Raw genomic sequence first — 19,248 nt, 5'->3', positions numbered from 1 at the left:
CGTTTGCCCCGCCCCGGTGCGGACGGCTGCGGTTTAGCTGCGTTTAGCCAGATCCTTCGCTTGCTTGATGACGGAATCCCATTCCGCTTGCGGATCCGCTTTTCTCTCTAAAATGTTGCGCAGCGCGTTCTTGTAATAGGAGTCCGTCGTGTCATGCAGCGGTCCGTAATATACCGGTTTGACATTTTGCGCCGCTTTGGCGTATTCGGCCGCGATCGCTTGACCGCTGAAGAACTCGTCCGGCTCATTGAACGCTTCGTCGGTATACAGTGCCGGAATGGAAGGCATCAGCCCGTTTGTTTTGAAGGATTTTAACTGATTTTCCTTACTTACGAGCCAACTGATAAATTGATAGGCTTCCTTCGGATGCTTGCCTTCCTTCGGCAAGGTGATGAAGGAACCGCCCCAGTTGCCCGATCCTTCCGGCACTTGGGTCACTTTCCACTTGCCTGCGGTATCGGGCGCATTGCCGGTAATCGTTCCTTTCATCCAGGCGGGAGCCAGCATCACCGCGAACTTCCCTTCGTTCGTCGCGGCGCCCCATTCGGGCGACCAGAGCGCCGTTTTGCCCATCCAGCCTTCCTGAATCGCCTTGACGGTCATATCGTACGCTTTCTTGATTTGCGGATTTTGGTCGCCGATGAAGGAATTGTCCGCTTTGCTGAAGTATATTTCGTCTTTGCTTTGGTCGCGCAACGCATTGAAGAGCAGGTCGGTCAGATCGACGAACGCGATGCCCGTTTTGTCCGTGAACTGTTTGCCTACGGCGGCGAATTTATCCCAAGTGCTGATCGCTTCGCCGAATTCGGCCGGATCGGTCGGCAAACCGGCCTGTTCCAACAAGTCGGTGCGGTAATAAGTGACCAAGGGTCCGATATCGGTCGGCAATCCGATTTGGAACGAACCGTCTTTGGACGACGCTTGCTTCCATTTCCAATCGAGATAATCGCCCTCGATATCTTTGGCGCCTAAATCGTATAAATTTTGAAACTTGTCTTCATGCACGATAAATTTCTCCATAAACGCGATTTCCAGCATGAAAATGTCCGGCGCTCCCGATCCGGCCGACAGAGCGGTAAGCAAGTTGTTGTGATGCTCCGTTTGATCGCCCGTATTTTGGATTTTGACCTGGATGTCGGGATGGGCGGCGTTCCATTCCTCCGCCAGCTTGTCATAACCGTTATTGCCGAGCGTCCAGAAGTTGAGCGAGACCTTCTCGGCGGGCTTCTGCGTTTCCTCGCCGCCGCCGGAGCCGGACGTCGTACCGCCTCCCGATTCGTTGCCGCCGCTTTCCGCATTGCCGCTGCTGCCGTTTCCGCTTGTGCCGCTGCTCCCGCCTCCGCACGCCGCCAAGGAAATGACGAGTACAACGGACAGCAGCACTGTGAGCCATTTTTTCATGTTGTAACCCCTTTCGTTTTTATTGATTTTTGCTACATTTTTACTGTAAAAGACGGCAGAGATTTTTTTGAGGAGGCAAATCTTCGATTTCAGGTTGAAATTTTTTCGAAACGCAAATTGCGTCTTGATAAGCTGAGCCGGGATCGCGTAAAGTTAGGTACGAACATCATGGCGGATCGCATAAATCATCGATATTTTGCGAGAGGGGAATTTGAAATGGCATTGGTTCAATTTCCGAAAGATTTTGTATGGGGAGCGGCGACGGCCGCCTACCAAATCGAAGGCGCCCACAATGAAGACGGCAGAGGCATGTCCATATGGGACACATTCTCAGGCACGCCCGGCAAAGTATATAACGGAGATAACGGGAATATCGCTTGCGACAGTTACCATAGGTATGAGGAGGATGTGGAACTGCTGAAGGATTTAGGGGTCCGCGCTTACCGCTTCTCCGTCGCTTGGCCGCGTATTTATCCGCAAGGGAGAGGAGAGATCAACCCGAAAGGGCTGGAGTTCTACCATAAGTTTGTCGATCGGCTGCTTGCGAACGGCATCGAACCGATGTGCACCTTGTACCATTGGGACTTGCCGCAGGCGCTGCAGGATGAGGGCGGTTGGGACAACCGGGCGACGATTGACGCCTATGTGGACTATGCGGAGACGATGTTCCGGTCGTTTGCGGGCAAAATCAAAAAGTGGATTACGTTCAACGAGCCTTGGTGCATTTCGATTCTATCGAATCTGCTCGGGGAACACGCGCCCGGCTATCGGGATTTTCAGTTGGCTTTGAATGTGGGCCATCACGTGCTTGTCGCGCATGGGGAGACGGTGAAGCGGTTCCGGGCATTGGGAGTGGAAGGCGAGATCGGCATTGCGCCGAATACCGAATGGTTCGAGCCGTACAGCGCGAAGCCGGAAGATGCGGCGGCATGCGACAGACGCAACGCGTATTTCAACGGATGGTTTATCGAGCCGTTGTTCAAAGGGGAATACCCGGCGATCGCCTCGGACTGGTACAAGAAGGCGGGCTTCGAGCCGCCGGTCCGGAATGGCGATATGGAAACGATTCGGCAGCCGATCGACTTCCTGGGAATCAATTATTATACCGGGGGCGTCGGGCGCAAGGGCGACGACGATCCGCTCGGCTTCGAAGCGGTGGACGTCGGATTTGACAAAACCGATATCGGATGGAACATATATCCTCAAGGTTTGTTGAACGTGCTGAACTGGATTCGGAACGAGTACGGCGGCATTCCGATCTATATTACGGAGAACGGCGCCTGTTACGACGATGTCAAAGCGGAAGGCGGCATCCGCGACGCGAAACGGATCGATTACATCAAGAAGCATCTCATCCAATTGAACCGGGCGATCGAATCCGGCGTCAACGTCAAAGGCTATATGCTGTGGTCGCTGATGGACAATTTCGAATGGGCATGGGGCTACAGCAAACGGTTCGGGCTCGTTCACGTCGACTTCCGGACACTCGAACGAACGAAGAAGGACAGCTATTATTGGTATAAGAAAATAGCGGAAGTCGGCTGGTTGGAAGTGTAGGGAAGAGCGTGGCCCGCAACGTAAGCTTGCCGGCCGGGCTTGATCCCGGCAAGTGTGGGGATAGGGGGCGGCATGCGATGTAAGCTTGCAGGGCGTACGGACGCCCGGCAAAGTAGGAGTGGAGTTGTCATCCGGTGCGTGGATGGGAGTGGCGCAGCCGTCGGGTTGGCATGCGATGCGTGGACGGGAGTGGCACGGCCGTCGGGTGGCATGCGGTGTGTGGACGGGAGTGGCACAGGCATCGGGTCGGGCATGCGTCCTACATGCGGTAAGCAGGCCGGTACGGCGGTTGTAGGCATACGGCGCGTAGACGCGAACGCTCGCGCCGTCCCGCCCCGTTATGTAACTGCAAAAATCCAGTTGCATCGCGCGATTTGGAGCAATTTTGCCCTACTAACTGCAATTTTCCAGTTGCTCCCGCCCGAATGGCCGCAAAATGAGGAAAACGAGCTTGAATAGATGGATTTTCGCAGTTACTTCGCTTCAAAAGGCGGTTTGGCCAAGAAATAGATGGATTTTTGCAGTTGCTGTTGAATAAGATCGGCGCTGAACCTATGGTGATGCATTGAGAAATTGCTATCCGGACCGTACGGCCGTTATTTTGCGTCAAAATCGCTTTTTCACTGTTTAAGCGGACATTGGTTCCGTTATCCGTTCGTCGGAGGGCTTATTTTTACGCGTTTGCCACGAATAAAGGATCGTATGTCCGCGAACTGTCCGAAATTGGGCGTTTTGTCACAATTAGCGGCTCCTGTGTCCGCGAACTTGAGGAGCAGGGCGGTAGAAATGTGTAGGAATAGCACGGTGAGAACTCGTCCCAACCCCCAGCAGTTTCGTGCATTCTAGGCCTCCGTCAGGGAGGCGGCCGCCCTTCAGCTTCTTGAAAAGCTTGTGCCATTCGTTTAATCGTTCTTAACGGTTATACTTCCGGAAGTGGTTCGGATCCGCACTTGAAACGAGCCGTCTCCCGTTTGTCCCTGCGTCTTTTTGCCGCTCTGCCGGCTATTGTTCAGAGGGAGAGCGATCGAACGTCTGCCGCTGCCGGATTCGAGCAGCCACCGGATATCCGGCTCCTTGTCCTCCAAATTCAGCACAACGTTGCCGCTGTTGACAGACACATTCACGTCGCTGTTTATTCTCGCATAATCAAGCGACACATTTCCGCTGTTGCCTTGAATGTCGACAGATTGCGCTTGCAGATTGCTTACGTTGACGTTGCCGGAATTGCCGTTAATCGTTACACTCCCCTTATAATCGGTTGGAACGCGAACGACGAGCCGAGGCTGCTTGCCGAGCTTCAAGATGCGCATGTTATCGCTTTTTAGCCGAATATCGACTCTTTGTTTCCTCTTATCGATTACGATTCCCGATCCGAAGCTATACATCATCGCCGCTTCAAGCTCCTCGATATCCGCCGATTCGACATGGACGGTCGTGCTGCGATGGTCAATGCGGACGTTCTCTATCCCCTCGAGCGATACCATTTGCAAATCTTCTTCGCCAAAACTGCAGGCGCTTAATACAAGCATCCCCAGCATAAGAAGACAAACGCAGACTTTCTTCATTTCATCACCTCTTAACGATTGTGAAACCGATTATATTCGATGACGTTGCGTCAGTTTCAAGTCCTTGCCGAAACAAAGCTTGAAAGTGACGTAGCGTTATTTTGTATAATGGAGCCGATGTTGAAGTCCGTCGTGAGGGATGCCCGTCAAATCGGCCGAATAGAGGAAATTTTGCATAAAGGGGATGTTGGTTATGAAACAAGGGGATATCATTATTTACGGATGCGTTATTATAGGAGCGGGGATTGGACTCACGCTCGATCAAGCATTGCCCGGAGTGTTGGTCGGGCTGGGGCTAGGATATTTAATTAAACACGCATTATATAAAGATAAGGAAAAAGAACGCTGATGAACGTGGGAGGTGTCACACGCTTGATCCATATAAAAGAAGTTGCGAAACAGACCAAAATCACGGTCCGAACGCTGCGGTACTACGATCAGATCGGACTGTTGGCGTCCTCGTCCAAAACGGAAGGAGGGCATCGCCTCTATTCGGAAGAAGATTTGAAGAAGCTGCAGCAAATTCAATTTTTGAAAGGCATGGGCTATCGTTTGCAAGATATTAAAGAAATGCTGTCCGACGCGAAATGGAACTGGTCGGATAGTTTGAAGAGCCAGTTGGTTTACATCATGGAGGAGCAGGAAAGGTTGAAAAGCATGGAATTGTCGCTGCGGGAACTGATCAACGGCATCGCGTTCGAGGGCGGGAACGACCGTCTGGCAATACAGAAACTGATTCAACTGTCGAATCAAAATAAAAAAAGGTTGCAGCGCTTTACGGAAAGCGGATTTACGGCGAAGGACCGGGAGCTTTGGGCCAAGCTTCCCAAGTTGGGGGGAGAAGACCCTAGTTCTTTGGAGTGGATAGCCTTGCTAGGTCAAATCAAACGGCTTATGACGGAGGATCCCGCGTCCCCGAAAGTGCAGAACATCATCCGGCGCATGATGGAAAAGCTGACGGAACAGTTCGAAGGCGAAGACGAGTTTCTGGATAAATTATGGGACGCAAGGAAGTCTTCGGCGCAATCCGAAGAGCTCGGGCTCTATCCTATAGAAAAAGAAGTTCTTGATTACATGGAGCGGGGGTATGAAATTTACATTTCTTCCGTACAGGGCGCTTCCGCCGCGCAAGGAGGAGAATCGTGAGTCTCGAATTGCTGCTTTCGGTAGGGGGATTGGCCCTGCTGGATACGCTCAGCCCGGCGACGCTGGGGGTAACGGTATATTTGCTGTTAACGGAAAAAGAGCGGCTAAGCTCGCGCTTGCTCGTTTATTTATCGACCGTCGCGGCGTTTTACTTTTTGGTGGGCGTCGCTTTCATGTTCGGCCTGGATGCGATACTGTCCGCATTCTCTTCCCTCTTCCAAAATCGGACCGTCAGTTGGATCATGCTGATCGTCGGCGGGATACTGTTTGTAGCAAGCTTTTACTATCCGAAAAGTAAACAATCGGAATTGCCGAGGCCGAAGTCCAAAAGTAAAGCCTCCATGGTTGCGCTCGGGTTTACGACATCGTTGATTGAGGTGGGCACGGCGTTTCCTTATTTCGCTGCGATCGGCCTCATGACCGCTTCGAATTTGGCGTTATATCAGTGGCTTCCGATGTTGGCCGGATATAACCTGATTATGGTGCTGCCCCCGCTGATCGTATTTCTGTTGCATTTGCTGCTGGGCCGGGCGATGCGCAGACCGTTGGAAAAGCTGCGCGGCAAGCTGGCGAAACATTCGGGATCGGCGATTTCATGGATCATGTGCATCGTTGGACTCATTTTGATATTTCACAGTTTAGATTATTTGTAAATTCGGAAGCCAACCAGCGAACATGGTATAATGAAGAAACGACATTGATAGCAAAGGAGCATACCATGAAATCGTTAGTGTTAGCGGAGAAACCTTCGGTGGCAAAAGAAATCGCCCGCGTGATGGGCAGCCACCACAAACATAAAAGCCATTATGAAGGTCCTAAATATGTGGTTACATGGGCGCTTGGCCATCTGGTAGGGCTGGCGGAGCCGGAAGATTACGATCAGCAATATAAAACGTGGAAGCTGGAAGATTTGCCGATTATGCCGGGGCGGATGAAGCTGAAAGTGCTGCGCGAAACGTCGCATCAGTTCAAGGCGGTGCAGCATTTGATGAAACGCGACGATATCGGGGAACTGATCATCGCCACCGACGCGGCGCGGGAAGGCGAATTGCTCGCGCGTTGGGTGATGGAGATGGTGAAATGGAAGAAGCCGTTCCAACGGCTATGGATTTCTTCCCAGACCGACAAAGCGATTCGCGAAGGATTCGCGAATTTGAAGCCGGGGTCGCATTACAACCGGCTGTACGAATCGGCCCGCTGCCGCGCCGAAGCGGACTGGCTAATCGGCCTGAATGTGACGCGCGCCCTGACATGCAAATTTAATGCGCAATTGTCCGCGGGACGGGTGCAAACGCCGACGCTCGGCATGATTATGGATCGGGAGCGGGAAATTCGCGATTTCCGTTCCGTGGAATTTTATACGATGCAGGGCGACTTCGGCTCGTTCCAGGCGATGTGGCGCGAGGCGGGCAAGAACGACGGCCGCGTGTTCGAAGAGAGCCGGCTGCAGACGCTCCGTTCGAAGCTGGAGGGGAAGAGCGGCAAAGTCGTATCGGTGAAAAAGACGGAGAAATCCGAACCGCATCCGCTCGCTTACGATTTGACGGAGCTGCAGCGGGACGCCAACAAACGGTACGGCTTCTCGGCGAAACAGACGTCGAACGTGCTGCAGCGGCTGTACGAGCAGCATAAGCTTGTCACGTATCCGCGCACGGATTCCCGTTACTTGTCGTCCGATATGACCGGCACGCTCAAGGAACGGCTCAAGTCGGTGGCGATCGGCCCGTATGCGCCGCTCGTCCGGCCGCTGCTCGGCGCGTCGCTGCCGATTACGAAGCGGATCGTGGACGACTCGAAGGTAAGCGATCATCATGCGATTATTCCGACCGACGAGCGGGTGAACCTGTCGGCGTTGTCGAACGAAGAACGGAAGCTGTACGATTTGATCGTGCGCCGTTTCATCGCCTTGTTCTACCCGGCGGCTCAATACGCGCTTACCGCTCTGACCGTCGAAGTCGAAGGGGAGTCGTTTCACGCCAAAGGCAAGACGGTGCGCAAGCTCGGCTGGCGCGAAGTGTACGGCCAGGAATCGCTCATGGATGACGATGACGACGAGCGGGAAGACGACTTCGAGTCCCGCGATACGGGGCAAACGTTGCCTGACCTGAATCAGGGGGATCGGGTGGCGTTGAAACGCTGCGCGATCAAGAACGACCGCACGCAGCCGCCGAAACGTTATACGGAAGCGGCGCTGCTGGCGAAGATGGAGAAGTACGGCCTCGGCACGCCGGCTACGCGCGCCGATATCATCGAGAAGCTGATCAGCACCGATACGATTGAGCGCCAGGGCGCCTCCCTGCATCCGACAGGCAAAGGCAAGCAACTGATCGAGCTGGTCGCCGACGAATTGAAGACGCCGGATTTGACCGCCGAGTGGGAGCGGGAGCTGGAGAAAATCGCGCGGGGACAAGGACGCACCGAGCCGTTTATGCAAGGCATCCGCAATATGGCGGCGCAGCTGGTGCAAACGGTCAAGGGCAGCGACGCCGAATATAGACCGCATAATTTGACGAACAGCCATTGCCCGGAATGCGGCGAGCGGCTAATGGAACGGAAGGGGAAACAGGGCAAAGTGCTCGTCTGCTCCGGGAAGGAGTGCGGATACCGCCGTTCCTCGGAGAAACAATTGTCGAACCGCCGCTGTCCGCAATGCCATAAAAAGATGGAGCTCAAGACCGGCAAAGCGGGGAAATATGTGCAATGCTTGGGCTGCAACGTGATTGAAATGCTGGAAGACGGCAAGGGGCGGATCAATAAACGCGAACAACAGCAGCTCGTGAAAAAATACGAAAGGAAAGAGCCGGCCGGCACGAATTTGGGTGACTTGCTCAGGGCCGCGATGGAACAGAAGGAAAAATGACAAAAAACGAACTTTATATTATTTTTCCGGATATAATGTTCGTCTTTACGAGTTGACATCCGTTGTTAGAGCCTGTTAAACTAAGAATAGAAATTACAAATGACGAAATATAATAGATTGCCTCGTATAATTCCGGGAATATGGCCGGAAGTTTCTACCCGAAGACCGTAAATTTTCGGACTACGAGAAAATGCCTTGCTCGAAACGGCCCAATGTCGCCAGTTCGACGGTTCGTGGAACATGGACGAACATGGGGCTGCGCTGCGGCGACAGGATGCGTTTGTGCCGGATTCGAATATTCGGATTCCGCATCTAGTTTGCTCTGCGATCTTTGGGGTCGAATGATTTTTCTTGAACGGCCTCCCTGGTAGGGCATTTTCATGAATCGTTGAATGGATGATGCGAAGGTAGAAGCGAATAGCGGCTGCCTTTGTTTTTTTTCTCCGAATATTGTATGTTTGTGGAAAAAGAGTTCTATATTAATGTGAGTTCAAAAAGTCAACTTTTCAGCACCGAGAAGGTTGCGAGAACCCTTGGCCCATGCTTCCGAAGCGAGTTTTGCGCAGCAAAATTTACAGGAGGAGCGGAGTGTAGGCAAAACCTACATGAGCACCTGAAATGTTTCCGGAGGAAATATACTTCGTAAGCATATGCTCTTCGAGGGTGAACGCAAGATTCGATGCCGACTCTGCTTCTAGATATACTTCGTGATCAAAAGAGGACTTTTTGAACAACCTCTATTTAGAAAGTAGGTTGAAAGATGTCGGCGAGAGTAGGCGTCATTATGGGTAGTCAATCCGATTGGGAGACGATGAAGCTGGCTTGCGACGTTTTGGACGAGCTGCAAATTCCTTATGAGAAGAAAGTCGTATCGGCGCATCGTACGCCGGACTTGATGTTTGAATACGCGGAAAGCGCGGCGGAGCGCGGGCTTGCCGTCATTATCGCAGGCGCCGGCGGCGCGGCGCATTTGCCGGGCATGGTAGCGGCCAAAACGGTGCTGCCCGTGATCGGCGTGCCGGTGAAATCGTCCAACTTGAACGGGTTGGACTCTTTGTTGTCCATTGTGCAAATGCCGGGCGGAATCCCGGTTGCGACGGTGGCGATCGGCAAGGCGGGCGCGACGAACGCGGGCCTGCTCGCGGCGCAAATCATCGGAGCGTTCGATCCGGAAGTGCGGGCCCGCGTGCAAAGCCGCCGCGACGCGATCCGCGATCAAGTGCTGGAAAGCAGTGAGCGGTTATGAGCGGCGCGAGAACGGTTCTGCCCGGCGCGACGATCGGCGTACTCGGCGGCGGGCAGTTGGGGCGCATGATGGCGCTGGCCGGCACGAACCTCGGTTACCGGTTCGTCACGCTTGACCCGACGCCGGATGCGCCATGCGGCCAAGTAGCGCGGCAGATTACGGCCGGCTACGGCGATATCGAGGCGGCGCGGCAATTGGCCGCGCAGGCCGACGTGATCACGTACGAGTTCGAGAACGTCGACGCCGGGGTGGCGGCGGCGCTCTCCGGCGAATCGTACGTGCCGCAAGGGAGCGAGCTGCTGTATACGACGCAGCATCGCCTGCGCGAGAAGCGCGCCGTTGAAGCGGCCGGCGCCCGGGTGGCGCCCTACGCGGCCATCGGCAGCGAGGCCGACCTGCGGGCGGCGGTCGGCCGGTTCGGCGTGCCGTGCGTCTTGAAGACGGCCACCGGCGGATACGACGGCAAAGGCCAATGGGTCGTTCGCTCCGGCAGCGACGAGGAGTTGGCCGAAGCGTATAAGACGCTGAGCGCGGCGGGAACGGAGCTTGTGCTCGAGCAGTTCATTCATTTTGAGAAGGAGCTGTCGGTCATTGCCGCCCGCAGTCCGCGCGGGGAAGTGAAGGCATTCCCGGTGAGCGAGAACGTTCATGCGGACAACATCCTGCATCTGTCGATCGTACCGGCGCGCATTCCGCAGGAGGTGCAGGCGGAGGCGGAGCGGCTGGCGATTCGCATCGCCGAATCGCTGCAGGTTGTCGGCTTGATTGCGGTGGAGATGTTCATGGCGGAGAATGGCGAGCTGTTCGTCAACGAACTGGCACCGCGTCCGCACAATTCGGGGCATTATACGATGGAGGCGTGCCGCACTTCGCAATTCGAACAGCATGTGCGCGCGATATGCAACCTGCCTTTGGGCGATACGGAGCTGCTGACGCCGGTCGTCATGGTCAATGTGCTCGGAGAGCATGCGGAGCCGCTGCTTGCGCGCATGGGCGGGGACGACGAAGCGGCGAAGAAGCTGGGCGTAACGCCGAAAGTTCATTTATACGGCAAACATGAAGCGAAATCGAAACGGAAAATGGGACATATCAACTTGTTGACGAAAGACGTCCAGGCAGCGCTCGCCTGGGTGGAGCAAACGAATATTTGGAGGAGCCAAAACGATGATTGAACGATACAGCAGACCGGAAATGACGGCGATTTGGACGGAGGAAAACAAATTCAAAGCTTGGCTGGAAGTGGAGCTTTGCGCATGCGAGGCATGGGCGGAGCTTGGCGTCATTCCGAAGGAAGATGCGGCCGAACTGCGCAAAAACGCAGGGTTCGATATCGACCGCATCTATGAAATCGAACAGGAAACGCGCCATGATGTCATCGCATTTACGCGCGCTGTGTCGGAGACGCTCGGGCCGGAGCGCAAATGGGTGCATTACGGGCTGACGTCAACCGATGTGGTGGATACGGCGCTCGGCTATTTGCTGCGCCAGGCGAACGAAATTTTGGAGCGGGACATCGTTAATTTCATCGACATCTTGAAGGAGAAAGCGATCGCGTATAAAGATACGCCGATGATGGGGCGTACGCACGGGGTTCATGCCGAACCGACGACATTCGGTTTGAAAATGGCGCTATGGTACGAGGAAATGAAGCGGAATTTGGAGCGTTTCCGGAATGCGGCCGACCGCGTGCAATACGGCAAAATTTCCGGCGCGGTCGGAACGTACGCCAACATCGATCCTTTCGTGGAAGAGTTCGTTTGCCGCAAGCTCGGCACGAAGCCTGCGCCGATCTCCACGCAGACGCTGCAGCGCGACCGCCACGCGGAATATATGGCGACGCTGGCGCTGATCGCGACATCGCTCGACAAGTTCGCGACGGAAATTCGCGCCTTGCAAAAGAGCGAATTCCGCGAAGTCGAGGAAGCGTTCCGCAAAGGGCAGAAAGGCTCCTCGGCGATGCCGCATAAGCGCAATCCGATCGGCTGCGAGAATATTTCCGGTCTCGCCCGCGTCGTGCGCGGCTTTATGGTATCGGCTTACGAGAACGTGCCGCTATGGCATGAGCGCGATATTTCGCATTCTTCGGTGGAACGCGTTATTTTGCCGGATGCGACGATGCTGCTTAACTATATGTTGAACCGTTTCGGCAATATCGTGAAAAACTTGACGGTATTCCCAGACAATATGAAGCGCAACATGGAAAGAACGTATGGCGTGCCGTTCTCCGGCCGCGTCATGACGAAGCTGATCGACAAAGGCTACAGCCGCGAACAGGCGTACGATACGGTGCAGCCGCGCGCGATGCAGGCATGGGAGGAGCAGCGCAGCTTCCGCGAAATTATCGAAGCGACGCCGGAAATTGCCAATGTGCTCGGCGCGGAGGAAATTGCGGACGCGTTCAACCCGAGCTGGCATTTGAAGCATGTGGATACGATTTTCAAACGTTTGGGATTGATATAAGAACTTAACGCATAGAGAGGGAGGACGAACGTGGGCAAAGCGATTTCATCCGCTGTGGAGCTAGTAAAGGCGCCGCTGCTGTACAAAGGCAAAGTGCGCGAATTGTACGATCTTGGCGAGCATTATTTGATCGTCGTGACCGACCGGATTTCCGCCTTCGATTATGTGCTGGAACCCGCGGTGCCGGAGAAAGGAAACGTCCTGAACCGGCTGAGCGCGTTCTGGTTCGAGCGGACGGCCGGGATGCTGCCGAACCATATGGTGCATACCGATGTGGAGCGGCTCGGCGAGATCGTGACGGACAAGGAAGCGCTCAAGGACCGGATCATGGTCGTGCGCAAGGCGGAACGCATCGATATCGAGTGCGTCGTGCGCGGTTATATTACCGGCGGCGGTTGGAGACAGTACGAGAAGACGCAGGAAATTAACGGCATCAAGCTGCCGGCGGGCATGCGCAAGAACGAGCGTTTTGCAGCGCCGTTGTTCACCCCCGCGTCCAAGAACGATGTCGGCCATGACGAGGATATCTCGATCGAGCGGATGCGCGAGCTGGTCGGTGCGGAACTGACGGCAGAGCTGCAGGAGCTGAGCGTGAAGCTGTACGAATACGCGCATGCGTATTGCGCGGAGCGCGGCATTATTTTGGCGGATTGCAAGTTCGAGTTCGGCCTCCTGGACGGCCGGGTCATTGGGATTGACGAGATGTTCACGCCGGATTGCTCCAGATTCTGGGCCCGGGAAAATTACGCGCTGGATATCGAAATCGACAGCATGGACAAAGAGCCGGTGCGCACGTACTTGGCGGGCTCCGATTGGGACCGCGACAGCAAGCCCGATCCGCTGCCGCAAGAAGTTGTGGCGGAAACGACCCGCCGTTATCGGGATATTTACGCGCGGCTGACCGAGTGAAAGCCCGGCGATCCGGAGAGGGGAGGCGGGCGGCGGGCGGCGGGCGGTCCTTTGCTCGGGGCGTTAACGGCTGGGCGGGGGATTGATTGCAGGCTCGGCCTTGGGCTAGGTGAGAGTTTTCAAGCGAGGGGTAGGCGAGTGATTGGCCATGGCCGGTTTGGCACGAGTGGCTGGAATAGGAACTAAAGTACCTTAATTAACCCCTTTTGGAGCACCGGCGTTGCATTAAATCTTCTAGCTGGGATGCGGTACCATGGAAATATAACGGATTTCCGAGGTCTTATTTTTTGAATTCCAGTCGAATATTTGGAATTAACGGATTTTCGAACCGTTAACATGTCGCGATCGGCTGAGGATCCTTGGTTTTGTGAAGTTTCGACAAAAATAGAGCCCTCAAAATCCGCTAACACCGCCAAAATTGCGTTATTGGATCAAATAAGGCCTCCAAAATCCGTTAACCTTGTTCATCCCTATCGCAATCATCGGTTTGAAACGCAGTAAAACATTCGGTGCAACGCTAGTGCTTTTGGAGTCAAGTTTTGGGTTATATTTTGTTAAAAGCAGGCTTTTGCGAACGCAAATAAGGTAAAGTCGTTCCATAAACCTTGAAATCTTCGTTTGCCGGGTGGATTAAGGCACAAGAGGTCCTTACTAAGGCATTCTTGTTCCTTAAGTTCCCGGGCCGCAACGATTGTAGGTTGTTCGAAGGAGTATCGCTCACAAAACGAAGCGCATGCTTTCGAGGCAAGTTTTGTTCGTAGCTCGTTCAGTGAAGTAAAGCTCACAAAACGGAGCGTATGCTTTCGAAGCGAGTTTTGTTCGTAGATAGTTCAAAGAAGCAACGCTCACAAAACGGAGCGTATGCTTTCGAAGCAAGTTTTGTTCGTAGATAGTTCAAAGAAGTAACGCTCACAAAACTTTTAGGAGGATCACAAATCATGTTTAAGGCGACGGTGTACGTAACGGTAAAGCAAAACGTATTGGACCCGCAGGGCGTAGCGGTGCAAGGAGCGCTGCATTCGATGGGGTTCGGCGAAGTTGGGAAAGTGCGAATCGGCAAATATATGGAGCTTGAACTGGATACGGCGGATCGTGCGGAAGCGGAACAGCGCGTGAAAGAAATGTGCGAAAAACTGCTCGCGAATACGGTCGTCGAAGACTATCGTTACGAGTTGGAGGGTTAAGCATGAATTTTGCGGTTCTCGTTTTTCCGGGCTCGAACTGTGACATTGACTGCTACAAAGCGGTGGAAGATACGGTCGGGCAACCGGTCGACTACGTTTGGCATACGGCTACGGATTTGTCCAAGTACGATTGCATCATCGTTCCCGGCGGATTCTCCTACGGCGACTACTTGCGCAGCGGCGCGATCGCGCGTTTCGCTCCGGTAATGGCCGAAGTGGCGAAGGCGGCCGCGGCGGGCAAATATGTGATCGGCATCTGCAACGGGTTTCAAATTTTGACGGAAGCCGGATTGCTGCCGGGCGCGCTGCGCCGGAATACGACGCTCAAATTCCGCTGCCATCCCGCAACGCTGCGGGTGGAGAACAACGGCACGCCTTTTACGAACCAATACGAACAGGGCGAACTGATCGATATTCCGATTGCGCATGGGGAAGGCAATTATTATTGCGACGAAGAGACGTTAAACCGGATGAAAAAGAACAATCAAATCGTATTCCGTTACGCGGGCGAGAATCCGAACGGATCGATCGACGATATCGCGGGCGTGTGCAACGAACAGGGCAACGTCGTCGGCATGATGCCTCATCCGGAGCGCGCAGTGCATCAACTGCTCGGCTCCGAGGACGGCAAAAAAATGTTCACATCGATTTTGAATGCATGGAGGGAACGGCATGGCGCAGCAAGTATCGGCTAAAGAACCGACGGCGGAACAAATCGCCGAACAGCAAATTTACAAGCAAATGGGCGTTTCGGACAGCGAGTACGAATTGATCTGCGGATTTCTGGGTCGGAAGCCGAATTATACGGAAATCGGCGTATTTAGCGTCATGTGGTCGGAGCATTGCGCGTACAAAAACTCGAAGCCGCTGCTGCGCCGTTTTCCGACGACGGGCGAGCGGGTACTGATGGGGCCGGGCGAAGGCGCCGGCATCGTCGATATCGGCGACAATCAGGCGGTCGTGTTCAAAATCGAAAGCCATAACCATCCTTCGGCGATCGAGCCGTACCAAGGGGCGGCGACGGGCGTGGGCGGCATTATCCGCGATATTTTCTCGATGGGCGCGCGGCCTGTGGCTCTGCTTAACTCCCTTCGTTTCGGCAAGCTGGAAAGCGACCGCGTACGTTACTTGTTCGAGCATGTCGTATCCGGCATTGCGGGCTACGGCAACTGCATCGGCATCCCGACGGTCGGCGGCGAAGTGATGTTTGACGAGAGCTATGAGGGCAATCCGCTCGTCAATGCGATGTGCGTCGGCTTGATCGACCACGACAAAATTCAGCGCGGCGTAGCCAAAGGCGTAGGCAACCCGGTATTCTACGCGGGACCGCCGACAGGCCGCGACGGCATTCACGGCGCGACGTTCGCGTCGGAAGAATTGACGGAGGAATCGGAATCGAAGCGTCCGGCGGTGCAAGTCGGCGATCCGTTCATGGAGAAACTGGTAATGGAAGCTTGCCTCGAGCTCATCGATTCGGGCATCGTTCTCGGCATTCAAGATATGGGCGCGGCGGGGCTTACTTGCTCCAGCGCCGAGATGGCGAGCAAAGCCGGCAACGGGCTGGAATTGTATTTGGACGAAGTTCCGCAGCGCGAAGAAGGCATGACGCCGTACGAGATGATGCTGTCCGAATCGCAGGAGCGCATGCTGTTCGTCGTCGAGCCGCAGCATGAAGCGCAGGCGCGGGAAATTTTCGAACGTTGGGGCGTCGTCTGCGCCAAAGTGGGCAAAGTGACCGACGACGGGCGTCTGCGCTTGTTCCATAAAGGCGAAATTGTCGGCGATATGCCGGTCACGGCGCTCGTGGACGAATGTCCGGTCTACAACAAGCCTTCGGCGGAACCGGCTTATTATGCGGAACATGCGGCTATCGATTTCGCATCGTATCCGGAAGTGACGGATTTGAACGGCGCTTTGCAGAAGGTGCTTGCATCGCCGACGGTGGCGAGCAAGGAATGGGTCTACAACCAATACGACTATATGGTTCGTACGAGCACGGCGGTGCAGCCGGGTTCGGATGCGGCCGTCGTCACGATCCGCGGCACGCGCAAGGCGCTGGCGATGACGACCGATTGCAACGGGCGCTTCGTGTATCTCGATCCCGAAGTGGGCGGACGGATCGCGGTCGCCGAAGCGGCGCGGAACATCGTATGTTCCGGCGGAGAACCGCTCGCCATAACGGATAACCTTAACTTCGGCAGTCCGGAGAAGCCGGATATTTTCTGGCAAATGGAAAGGGCGGTCGACGGCATGGCGGAAGCTTGCCGCGTCTTGAACACGCCGGTCATCGGCGGCAACGTCAGCTTGTACAACGAGAACGCGAAAGGCGCGATCTACCCGACGCCGGTTGTCGGCATGGTAGGGCTCGTGCAGGATACGGATCATATTACGACGCAAGGGTTCAAAAAGGAAGGCGACGTTATTTTGCTGCTCGGCGAGACGAAAGCGGAGCTTGGCGGCAGCGAATTTCAATATGTGATGCATGGCGTCACGGAAGGCAGACCGCCGCAGCTGGATTTGGCGGAGGAGAATAAATTGCTCGGCACGGTGCTCGGCGCGATCCGGCAAGGCCTGGTCGCTTCGGCGCATGATTTGTCGGAAGGCGGTTTGGCGGTCGCGCTTGCCGAAGCTTGCATAAGCGGGGAAGCGGGCGCGGACGTGAACTTTGCCGCAGGGGATTTGCGCCCGGACTTGGCGCTGTTCAGCGAAAGCCAATCGCGCATTTTGCTGTCGGCGTCGCCGGAGAAGGCCGAAGCATTGATGGATTATGTGCGCGGCCAAGGCATTGCCGTGCAGCGATTGGGCGAAGTGAAAGGCCGAGAGCTTAAGGTTGCCGTGAACGGCGTTCCGGCCGTTCGCGCATCCGTCGAAGAACTTGAGAAGGTGTGGAAGGATGCGATCCCATGTCTCATGAAATAAAGGGACGGCTATGGACGGGCGACTACTATAACGAAGGCATGGGACGGGACGACGTCTTTGATAAATTAAAAGAAGAATGCGGTATCTTCGGGGTGTTCGGTCATCCCGAAGCGGCCACATTATCGTATTACGGCCTGCATGCGCTGCAGCATCGGGGCGAAGAGAGCGCCGGCATTTGCGTGACGGACGGAACCCGGTTCCGTTATCACCGCGAGATGGGCTTGGTGAAGGAAGTGTTCGACAAGGACCGCCTCGCCTCGCTCTCTGGCTCATGCGCGATCGGCCACGTCCGCTATTCGACCTCGGGCGACAGCAGGCTTGCGAATGCGCAGCCGCTCGTGTTCAAATATCGCGACGGCGATTTGGCGATCGCGACGAACGGCAACATCGTCAACGAACCGTCCATTCGCCGCGAGTTGGAACAGTCGGGCTCGATCTTTCAAACGACGAGCGATACGGAAGTGATCGCGCATCTGATCGCGCGGTCGCCGCATGATTTTGTCACGGCGGCCAAAGAAGCGCTGCGCCGCTTGGTCGGCGGATTCGCGTTCCTCATGATGACGAACGACAAAATGCTCGTCGCGACCGACCCGCACGGATTGCGCCCGCTAACGATGGGACGGCTCGGGGACGCGTATTTATTCGCTTCGGAAACATGCGCGTTCGAAACGGTAGGAGCGGAATTGATCCGGGATATCCAGCCGGGCGAATTGCTCGTGCTGGACGAGAACGGATTGACGGAAGACCGTTATACGGATATGAAACGGCGCGCGATTTGCGCGATGGAATACGTTTATTTCTCCCGGCCGGATTCGGATTATAACGGATCAAACTTGCACTCCGCCCGCAAACGGATGGGCCGCAAGATGGCGCAAGAATCGTTCGTGGACGCGGACGTCGTGACAGGCGTGCCCGATTCCAGCATATCGGCGGCGATCGGATACGCGGAGGAAACGGGAATCCCGTACGAGCTCGGGTTGATTAAGAATAAATATACCGGACGGACATTTATCCAGCCGAGCCAGGAACTGCGCGAACAGGGCGTGAAGATGAAGCTGAGCGCGGTGCGAGGCGTCGTCGAAGGGAAGCGTGTCGTTATGATCGACGATTCGATCGTGCGCGGCACGACTTCGCGCCGCATCGTCAATTTGCTGCGCGAAGCCGGAGCGACGGAAGTGCATGTGCGCATCACGTCGCCGCCGTTCGCGAACCCGTGCTTTTACGGGATCGATACGCCGAGCCGCAAAGAGCTGATCGCCTCGTCCAAAACGATGGAGGAGATTTGCAAGGAGATTAACGCGGACTCGCTATCCTTCTTGAGCAGAGAAGGCTTGATCGAGGCGATCGGCGGCCATGCGGCGCACGAGCCGAACGGCGGCATGTGCCTCGCCTGCTTCGACAACGATTACCCGACGGTGGTCGAGTTTGAAGACGATGCGAAGCCGGGCTGCGGCGGTTGCTAAAGGGCGGTCAGCGCGGCGAAGAGGGTTTGCCGGGTCTTGCAAAATTGCTGTAGAATCGCAATAGCGTTGCAACGAGAAATTGTTATCCGGACCGTACGGCCGTTATTTTGCGTTAAAATCGCTTATTTGCTGTTTAGGCGGACATTGGTTCCGTTATCCACTCGTTGGAAGGCTTGTTTTTACGCTTTTTCCACGAATAAAGGATCGTGTGTCCGCGAAATGTCCGAAATCGGGCTGTTTGTCACAATTAGCGGTCTCCTGTGTCCGCGAATTGGGGAGCCAGGGCGGCGGAGCATCCCGTTTCGGCGGAGAAAGATGCGGAAGCGAGCCAATCTCACAATACCGCAGCGGCTGACGACCGGGCGGGCTAACGAAACGTAGACACGCTAATTGCCTGTAAATTGCCTTGTTGCCGGTGTAACGAAACTACAACACGCTATTGAGGGGGAAAAGGCGATAAAACTGCCGATTTCCAATGAATAACGATATGTGCTTTCGTTAAAATGGGACCCGTCTTCATTTTGAGCCCAATAAGGAT

Annotated in this window: 16 protein-coding genes and 1 riboswitch; of the genes, 13 read left to right on the top strand and 3 right to left on the bottom strand. The window is 55.1% G+C overall.

Translation table 11 applies throughout. From position 1 onward, the window contains the following. Nucleotides 1–33: 33 nt before the first annotated feature. Entirely contained in the window at nucleotides 34–1,401 is a 1,368-nt protein-coding gene (locus tag LQ229_RS15270) for an extracellular solute-binding protein (protein WP_216539223.1), read from the bottom strand. A 216-nt stretch (nucleotides 1,402–1,617) separates the two neighbouring features. On the opposite strand from LQ229_RS15270, the gene LQ229_RS15265 reads away from it, so the two are divergent. Next, nucleotides 1,618–2,958, top strand: a complete 1,341-nt coding sequence (locus LQ229_RS15265) for a GH1 family beta-glucosidase (protein ID WP_230192195.1) — start codon at nucleotides 1,618–1,620, stop codon at nucleotides 2,956–2,958. Nucleotides 2,959–3,860: 902 nt separating this feature from the next. Here the strand turns inward: LQ229_RS15265 and LQ229_RS15260 are convergent. Beyond that, the gene (locus LQ229_RS15260) at nucleotides 3,861–4,523 is read right to left on the bottom strand and encodes a DUF4097 family beta strand repeat-containing protein (RefSeq protein ID WP_230192194.1); all 663 of its coding nucleotides are present in this window, start codon (nucleotides 4,521–4,523) and stop codon (nucleotides 3,861–3,863) included. 193 nt (nucleotides 4,524–4,716) lie between these two features. On the opposite strand from LQ229_RS15260, the gene LQ229_RS15255 reads away from it, so the two are divergent. The 4 genes from LQ229_RS15255 (at nucleotide 4,717) to LQ229_RS15240 (ending at nucleotide 8,529) form a co-directional block, all read left to right on the top strand. Then, entirely contained in the window at nucleotides 4,717–4,872 is a 156-nt protein-coding gene (locus LQ229_RS15255; protein ID WP_216539227.1) for a hypothetical protein, read from the top strand. A 23-nt stretch (nucleotides 4,873–4,895) separates the two neighbouring features. Further along, nucleotides 4,896–5,669 carry a MerR family transcriptional regulator gene (locus LQ229_RS15250; protein WP_230192193.1) on the top strand — a complete coding sequence of 258 codons (774 nt, stop codon included), beginning with the start codon at nucleotides 4,896–4,898 and terminating at the stop codon, nucleotides 5,667–5,669. Then, nucleotides 5,666–6,322, top strand: a complete 657-nt coding sequence (locus LQ229_RS15245; protein ID WP_230192192.1) for a GAP family protein — start codon at nucleotides 5,666–5,668, stop codon at nucleotides 6,320–6,322. The genes LQ229_RS15250 and LQ229_RS15245 overlap by 4 nt, the downstream gene beginning before the upstream one ends. A 65-nt stretch (nucleotides 6,323–6,387) precedes the next feature. Continuing rightward, on the top strand, nucleotides 6,388–8,529 hold the full coding sequence (locus LQ229_RS15240; protein WP_230192191.1) for a DNA topoisomerase III: 2,142 nt from the start codon (nucleotides 6,388–6,390) through the stop codon (nucleotides 8,527–8,529). A gap of 102 nt (nucleotides 8,530–8,631) precedes the next feature. Continuing rightward, a riboswitch (purine riboswitch) is annotated at nucleotides 8,632–8,732 on the top strand. On the opposite strand, the gene LQ229_RS27135 is transcribed toward LQ229_RS15240, so the two are convergent. After that, nucleotides 8,710–8,841: a hypothetical protein gene (locus LQ229_RS27135; RefSeq protein ID WP_290370039.1), complete on the bottom strand. Its 132-nt coding sequence runs from the start codon at nucleotides 8,839–8,841 to the stop codon at nucleotides 8,710–8,712. Its footprint overlaps the riboswitch before it by 23 nt. A 448-nt stretch (nucleotides 8,842–9,289) precedes the next feature. On the opposite strand from LQ229_RS27135, the gene purE reads away from it, so the two are divergent. The 8 genes from purE (at nucleotide 9,290) to purF (ending at nucleotide 18,710) form a co-directional block, all read left to right on the top strand. Beyond that, nucleotides 9,290–9,775 (top strand): 5-(carboxyamino)imidazole ribonucleotide mutase, encoded by a 486-nt coding sequence (gene purE / locus LQ229_RS15235; protein ID WP_230192190.1) that lies wholly within the window; start codon nucleotides 9,290–9,292, stop codon nucleotides 9,773–9,775. After that, nucleotides 9,772–10,947, top strand: a complete 1,176-nt coding sequence (gene purK / locus LQ229_RS15230) for a 5-(carboxyamino)imidazole ribonucleotide synthase (RefSeq protein ID WP_230192189.1) — start codon at nucleotides 9,772–9,774, stop codon at nucleotides 10,945–10,947. The genes purE and purK overlap by 4 nt, the downstream gene beginning before the upstream one ends. After that, nucleotides 10,940–12,235, top strand: a complete 1,296-nt coding sequence (gene purB, locus LQ229_RS15225) for an adenylosuccinate lyase (RefSeq protein ID WP_216539233.1) — start codon at nucleotides 10,940–10,942, stop codon at nucleotides 12,233–12,235. Before purK ends, purB begins: the two co-directional genes overlap by 8 nt. Nucleotides 12,236–12,265: 30 nt before the next feature. Then, the gene (locus LQ229_RS15220; RefSeq protein WP_216539234.1) at nucleotides 12,266–13,144 is read left to right on the top strand and encodes a phosphoribosylaminoimidazolesuccinocarboxamide synthase; all 879 of its coding nucleotides are present in this window, start codon (nucleotides 12,266–12,268) and stop codon (nucleotides 13,142–13,144) included. Between the two features lie 938 nt (nucleotides 13,145–14,082). Then, nucleotides 14,083–14,328 (top strand): phosphoribosylformylglycinamidine synthase subunit PurS, encoded by a 246-nt coding sequence (purS, locus tag LQ229_RS15215; protein WP_216539235.1) that lies wholly within the window; start codon nucleotides 14,083–14,085, stop codon nucleotides 14,326–14,328. A 2-nt stretch (nucleotides 14,329–14,330) separates the two neighbouring features. Then, nucleotides 14,331–15,023: a phosphoribosylformylglycinamidine synthase subunit PurQ gene (gene purQ / locus LQ229_RS15210; protein WP_216539236.1), complete on the top strand. Its 693-nt coding sequence runs from the start codon at nucleotides 14,331–14,333 to the stop codon at nucleotides 15,021–15,023. Further along, entirely contained in the window at nucleotides 15,001–17,247 is a 2,247-nt protein-coding gene (gene purL, locus LQ229_RS15205) for a phosphoribosylformylglycinamidine synthase subunit PurL (protein WP_230192188.1), read from the top strand. The genes purQ and purL overlap by 23 nt, the downstream gene beginning before the upstream one ends. After that, a complete protein-coding gene (purF, locus tag LQ229_RS15200) occupies nucleotides 17,232–18,710 on the top strand; it encodes an amidophosphoribosyltransferase (protein ID WP_230192187.1) in 1,479 nt (492 codons plus the stop codon). Before purL ends, purF begins: the two co-directional genes overlap by 16 nt. Nucleotides 18,711–19,248 lie beyond the last annotated feature (538 nt).

This window comes from Paenibacillus sp. CECT 9249 (genome assembly GCF_918697855.1).
Taxonomy (GTDB): domain Bacteria; phylum Bacillota; class Bacilli; order Paenibacillales; family Paenibacillaceae; genus MSJ-34.
This window is presented reverse-complemented; position numbering and strand designations above follow the sequence as displayed.

What these genes read in the sequence shown, in the direction of transcription:
- LQ229_RS15270 (WP_216539223.1), bottom strand. Translation starts at nt 1,401, where the DNA reads ATGAAAAAATGGCTCACAGTGCTGCTGTCCGTTGTACTCGTCATTTCC.
- LQ229_RS15265 (WP_230192195.1), top strand. Translation starts at nt 1,618, where the DNA reads ATGGCATTGGTTCAATTTCCGAAAGATTTTGTATGGGGAGCGGCGACG.
- LQ229_RS15260 (WP_230192194.1), bottom strand. Translation starts at nt 4,523, where the DNA reads ATGAAGAAAGTCTGCGTTTGTCTTCTTATGCTGGGGATGCTTGTATTA.
- LQ229_RS15255 (WP_216539227.1), top strand. Translation starts at nt 4,717, where the DNA reads ATGAAACAAGGGGATATCATTATTTACGGATGCGTTATTATAGGAGCG.
- LQ229_RS15240 (WP_230192191.1), top strand. Translation starts at nt 6,388, where the DNA reads ATGAAATCGTTAGTGTTAGCGGAGAAACCTTCGGTGGCAAAAGAAATC.
- LQ229_RS27135 (WP_290370039.1), bottom strand. Translation starts at nt 8,841, where the DNA reads ATGCGGAATCCGAATATTCGAATCCGGCACAAACGCATCCTGTCGCCG.
- purE (WP_230192190.1), top strand. Translation starts at nt 9,290, where the DNA reads ATGTCGGCGAGAGTAGGCGTCATTATGGGTAGTCAATCCGATTGGGAG.
- purK (WP_230192189.1), top strand. Translation starts at nt 9,772, where the DNA reads ATGAGCGGCGCGAGAACGGTTCTGCCCGGCGCGACGATCGGCGTACTC.
- purB (WP_216539233.1), top strand. Translation starts at nt 10,940, where the DNA reads ATGATTGAACGATACAGCAGACCGGAAATGACGGCGATTTGGACGGAG.
- purS (WP_216539235.1), top strand. Translation starts at nt 14,083, where the DNA reads ATGTTTAAGGCGACGGTGTACGTAACGGTAAAGCAAAACGTATTGGAC.
- purQ (WP_216539236.1), top strand. Translation starts at nt 14,331, where the DNA reads ATGAATTTTGCGGTTCTCGTTTTTCCGGGCTCGAACTGTGACATTGAC.
- purL (WP_230192188.1), top strand. Translation starts at nt 15,001, where the DNA reads ATGGCGCAGCAAGTATCGGCTAAAGAACCGACGGCGGAACAAATCGCC.
- purF (WP_230192187.1), top strand. Translation starts at nt 17,232, where the DNA reads ATGTCTCATGAAATAAAGGGACGGCTATGGACGGGCGACTACTATAAC.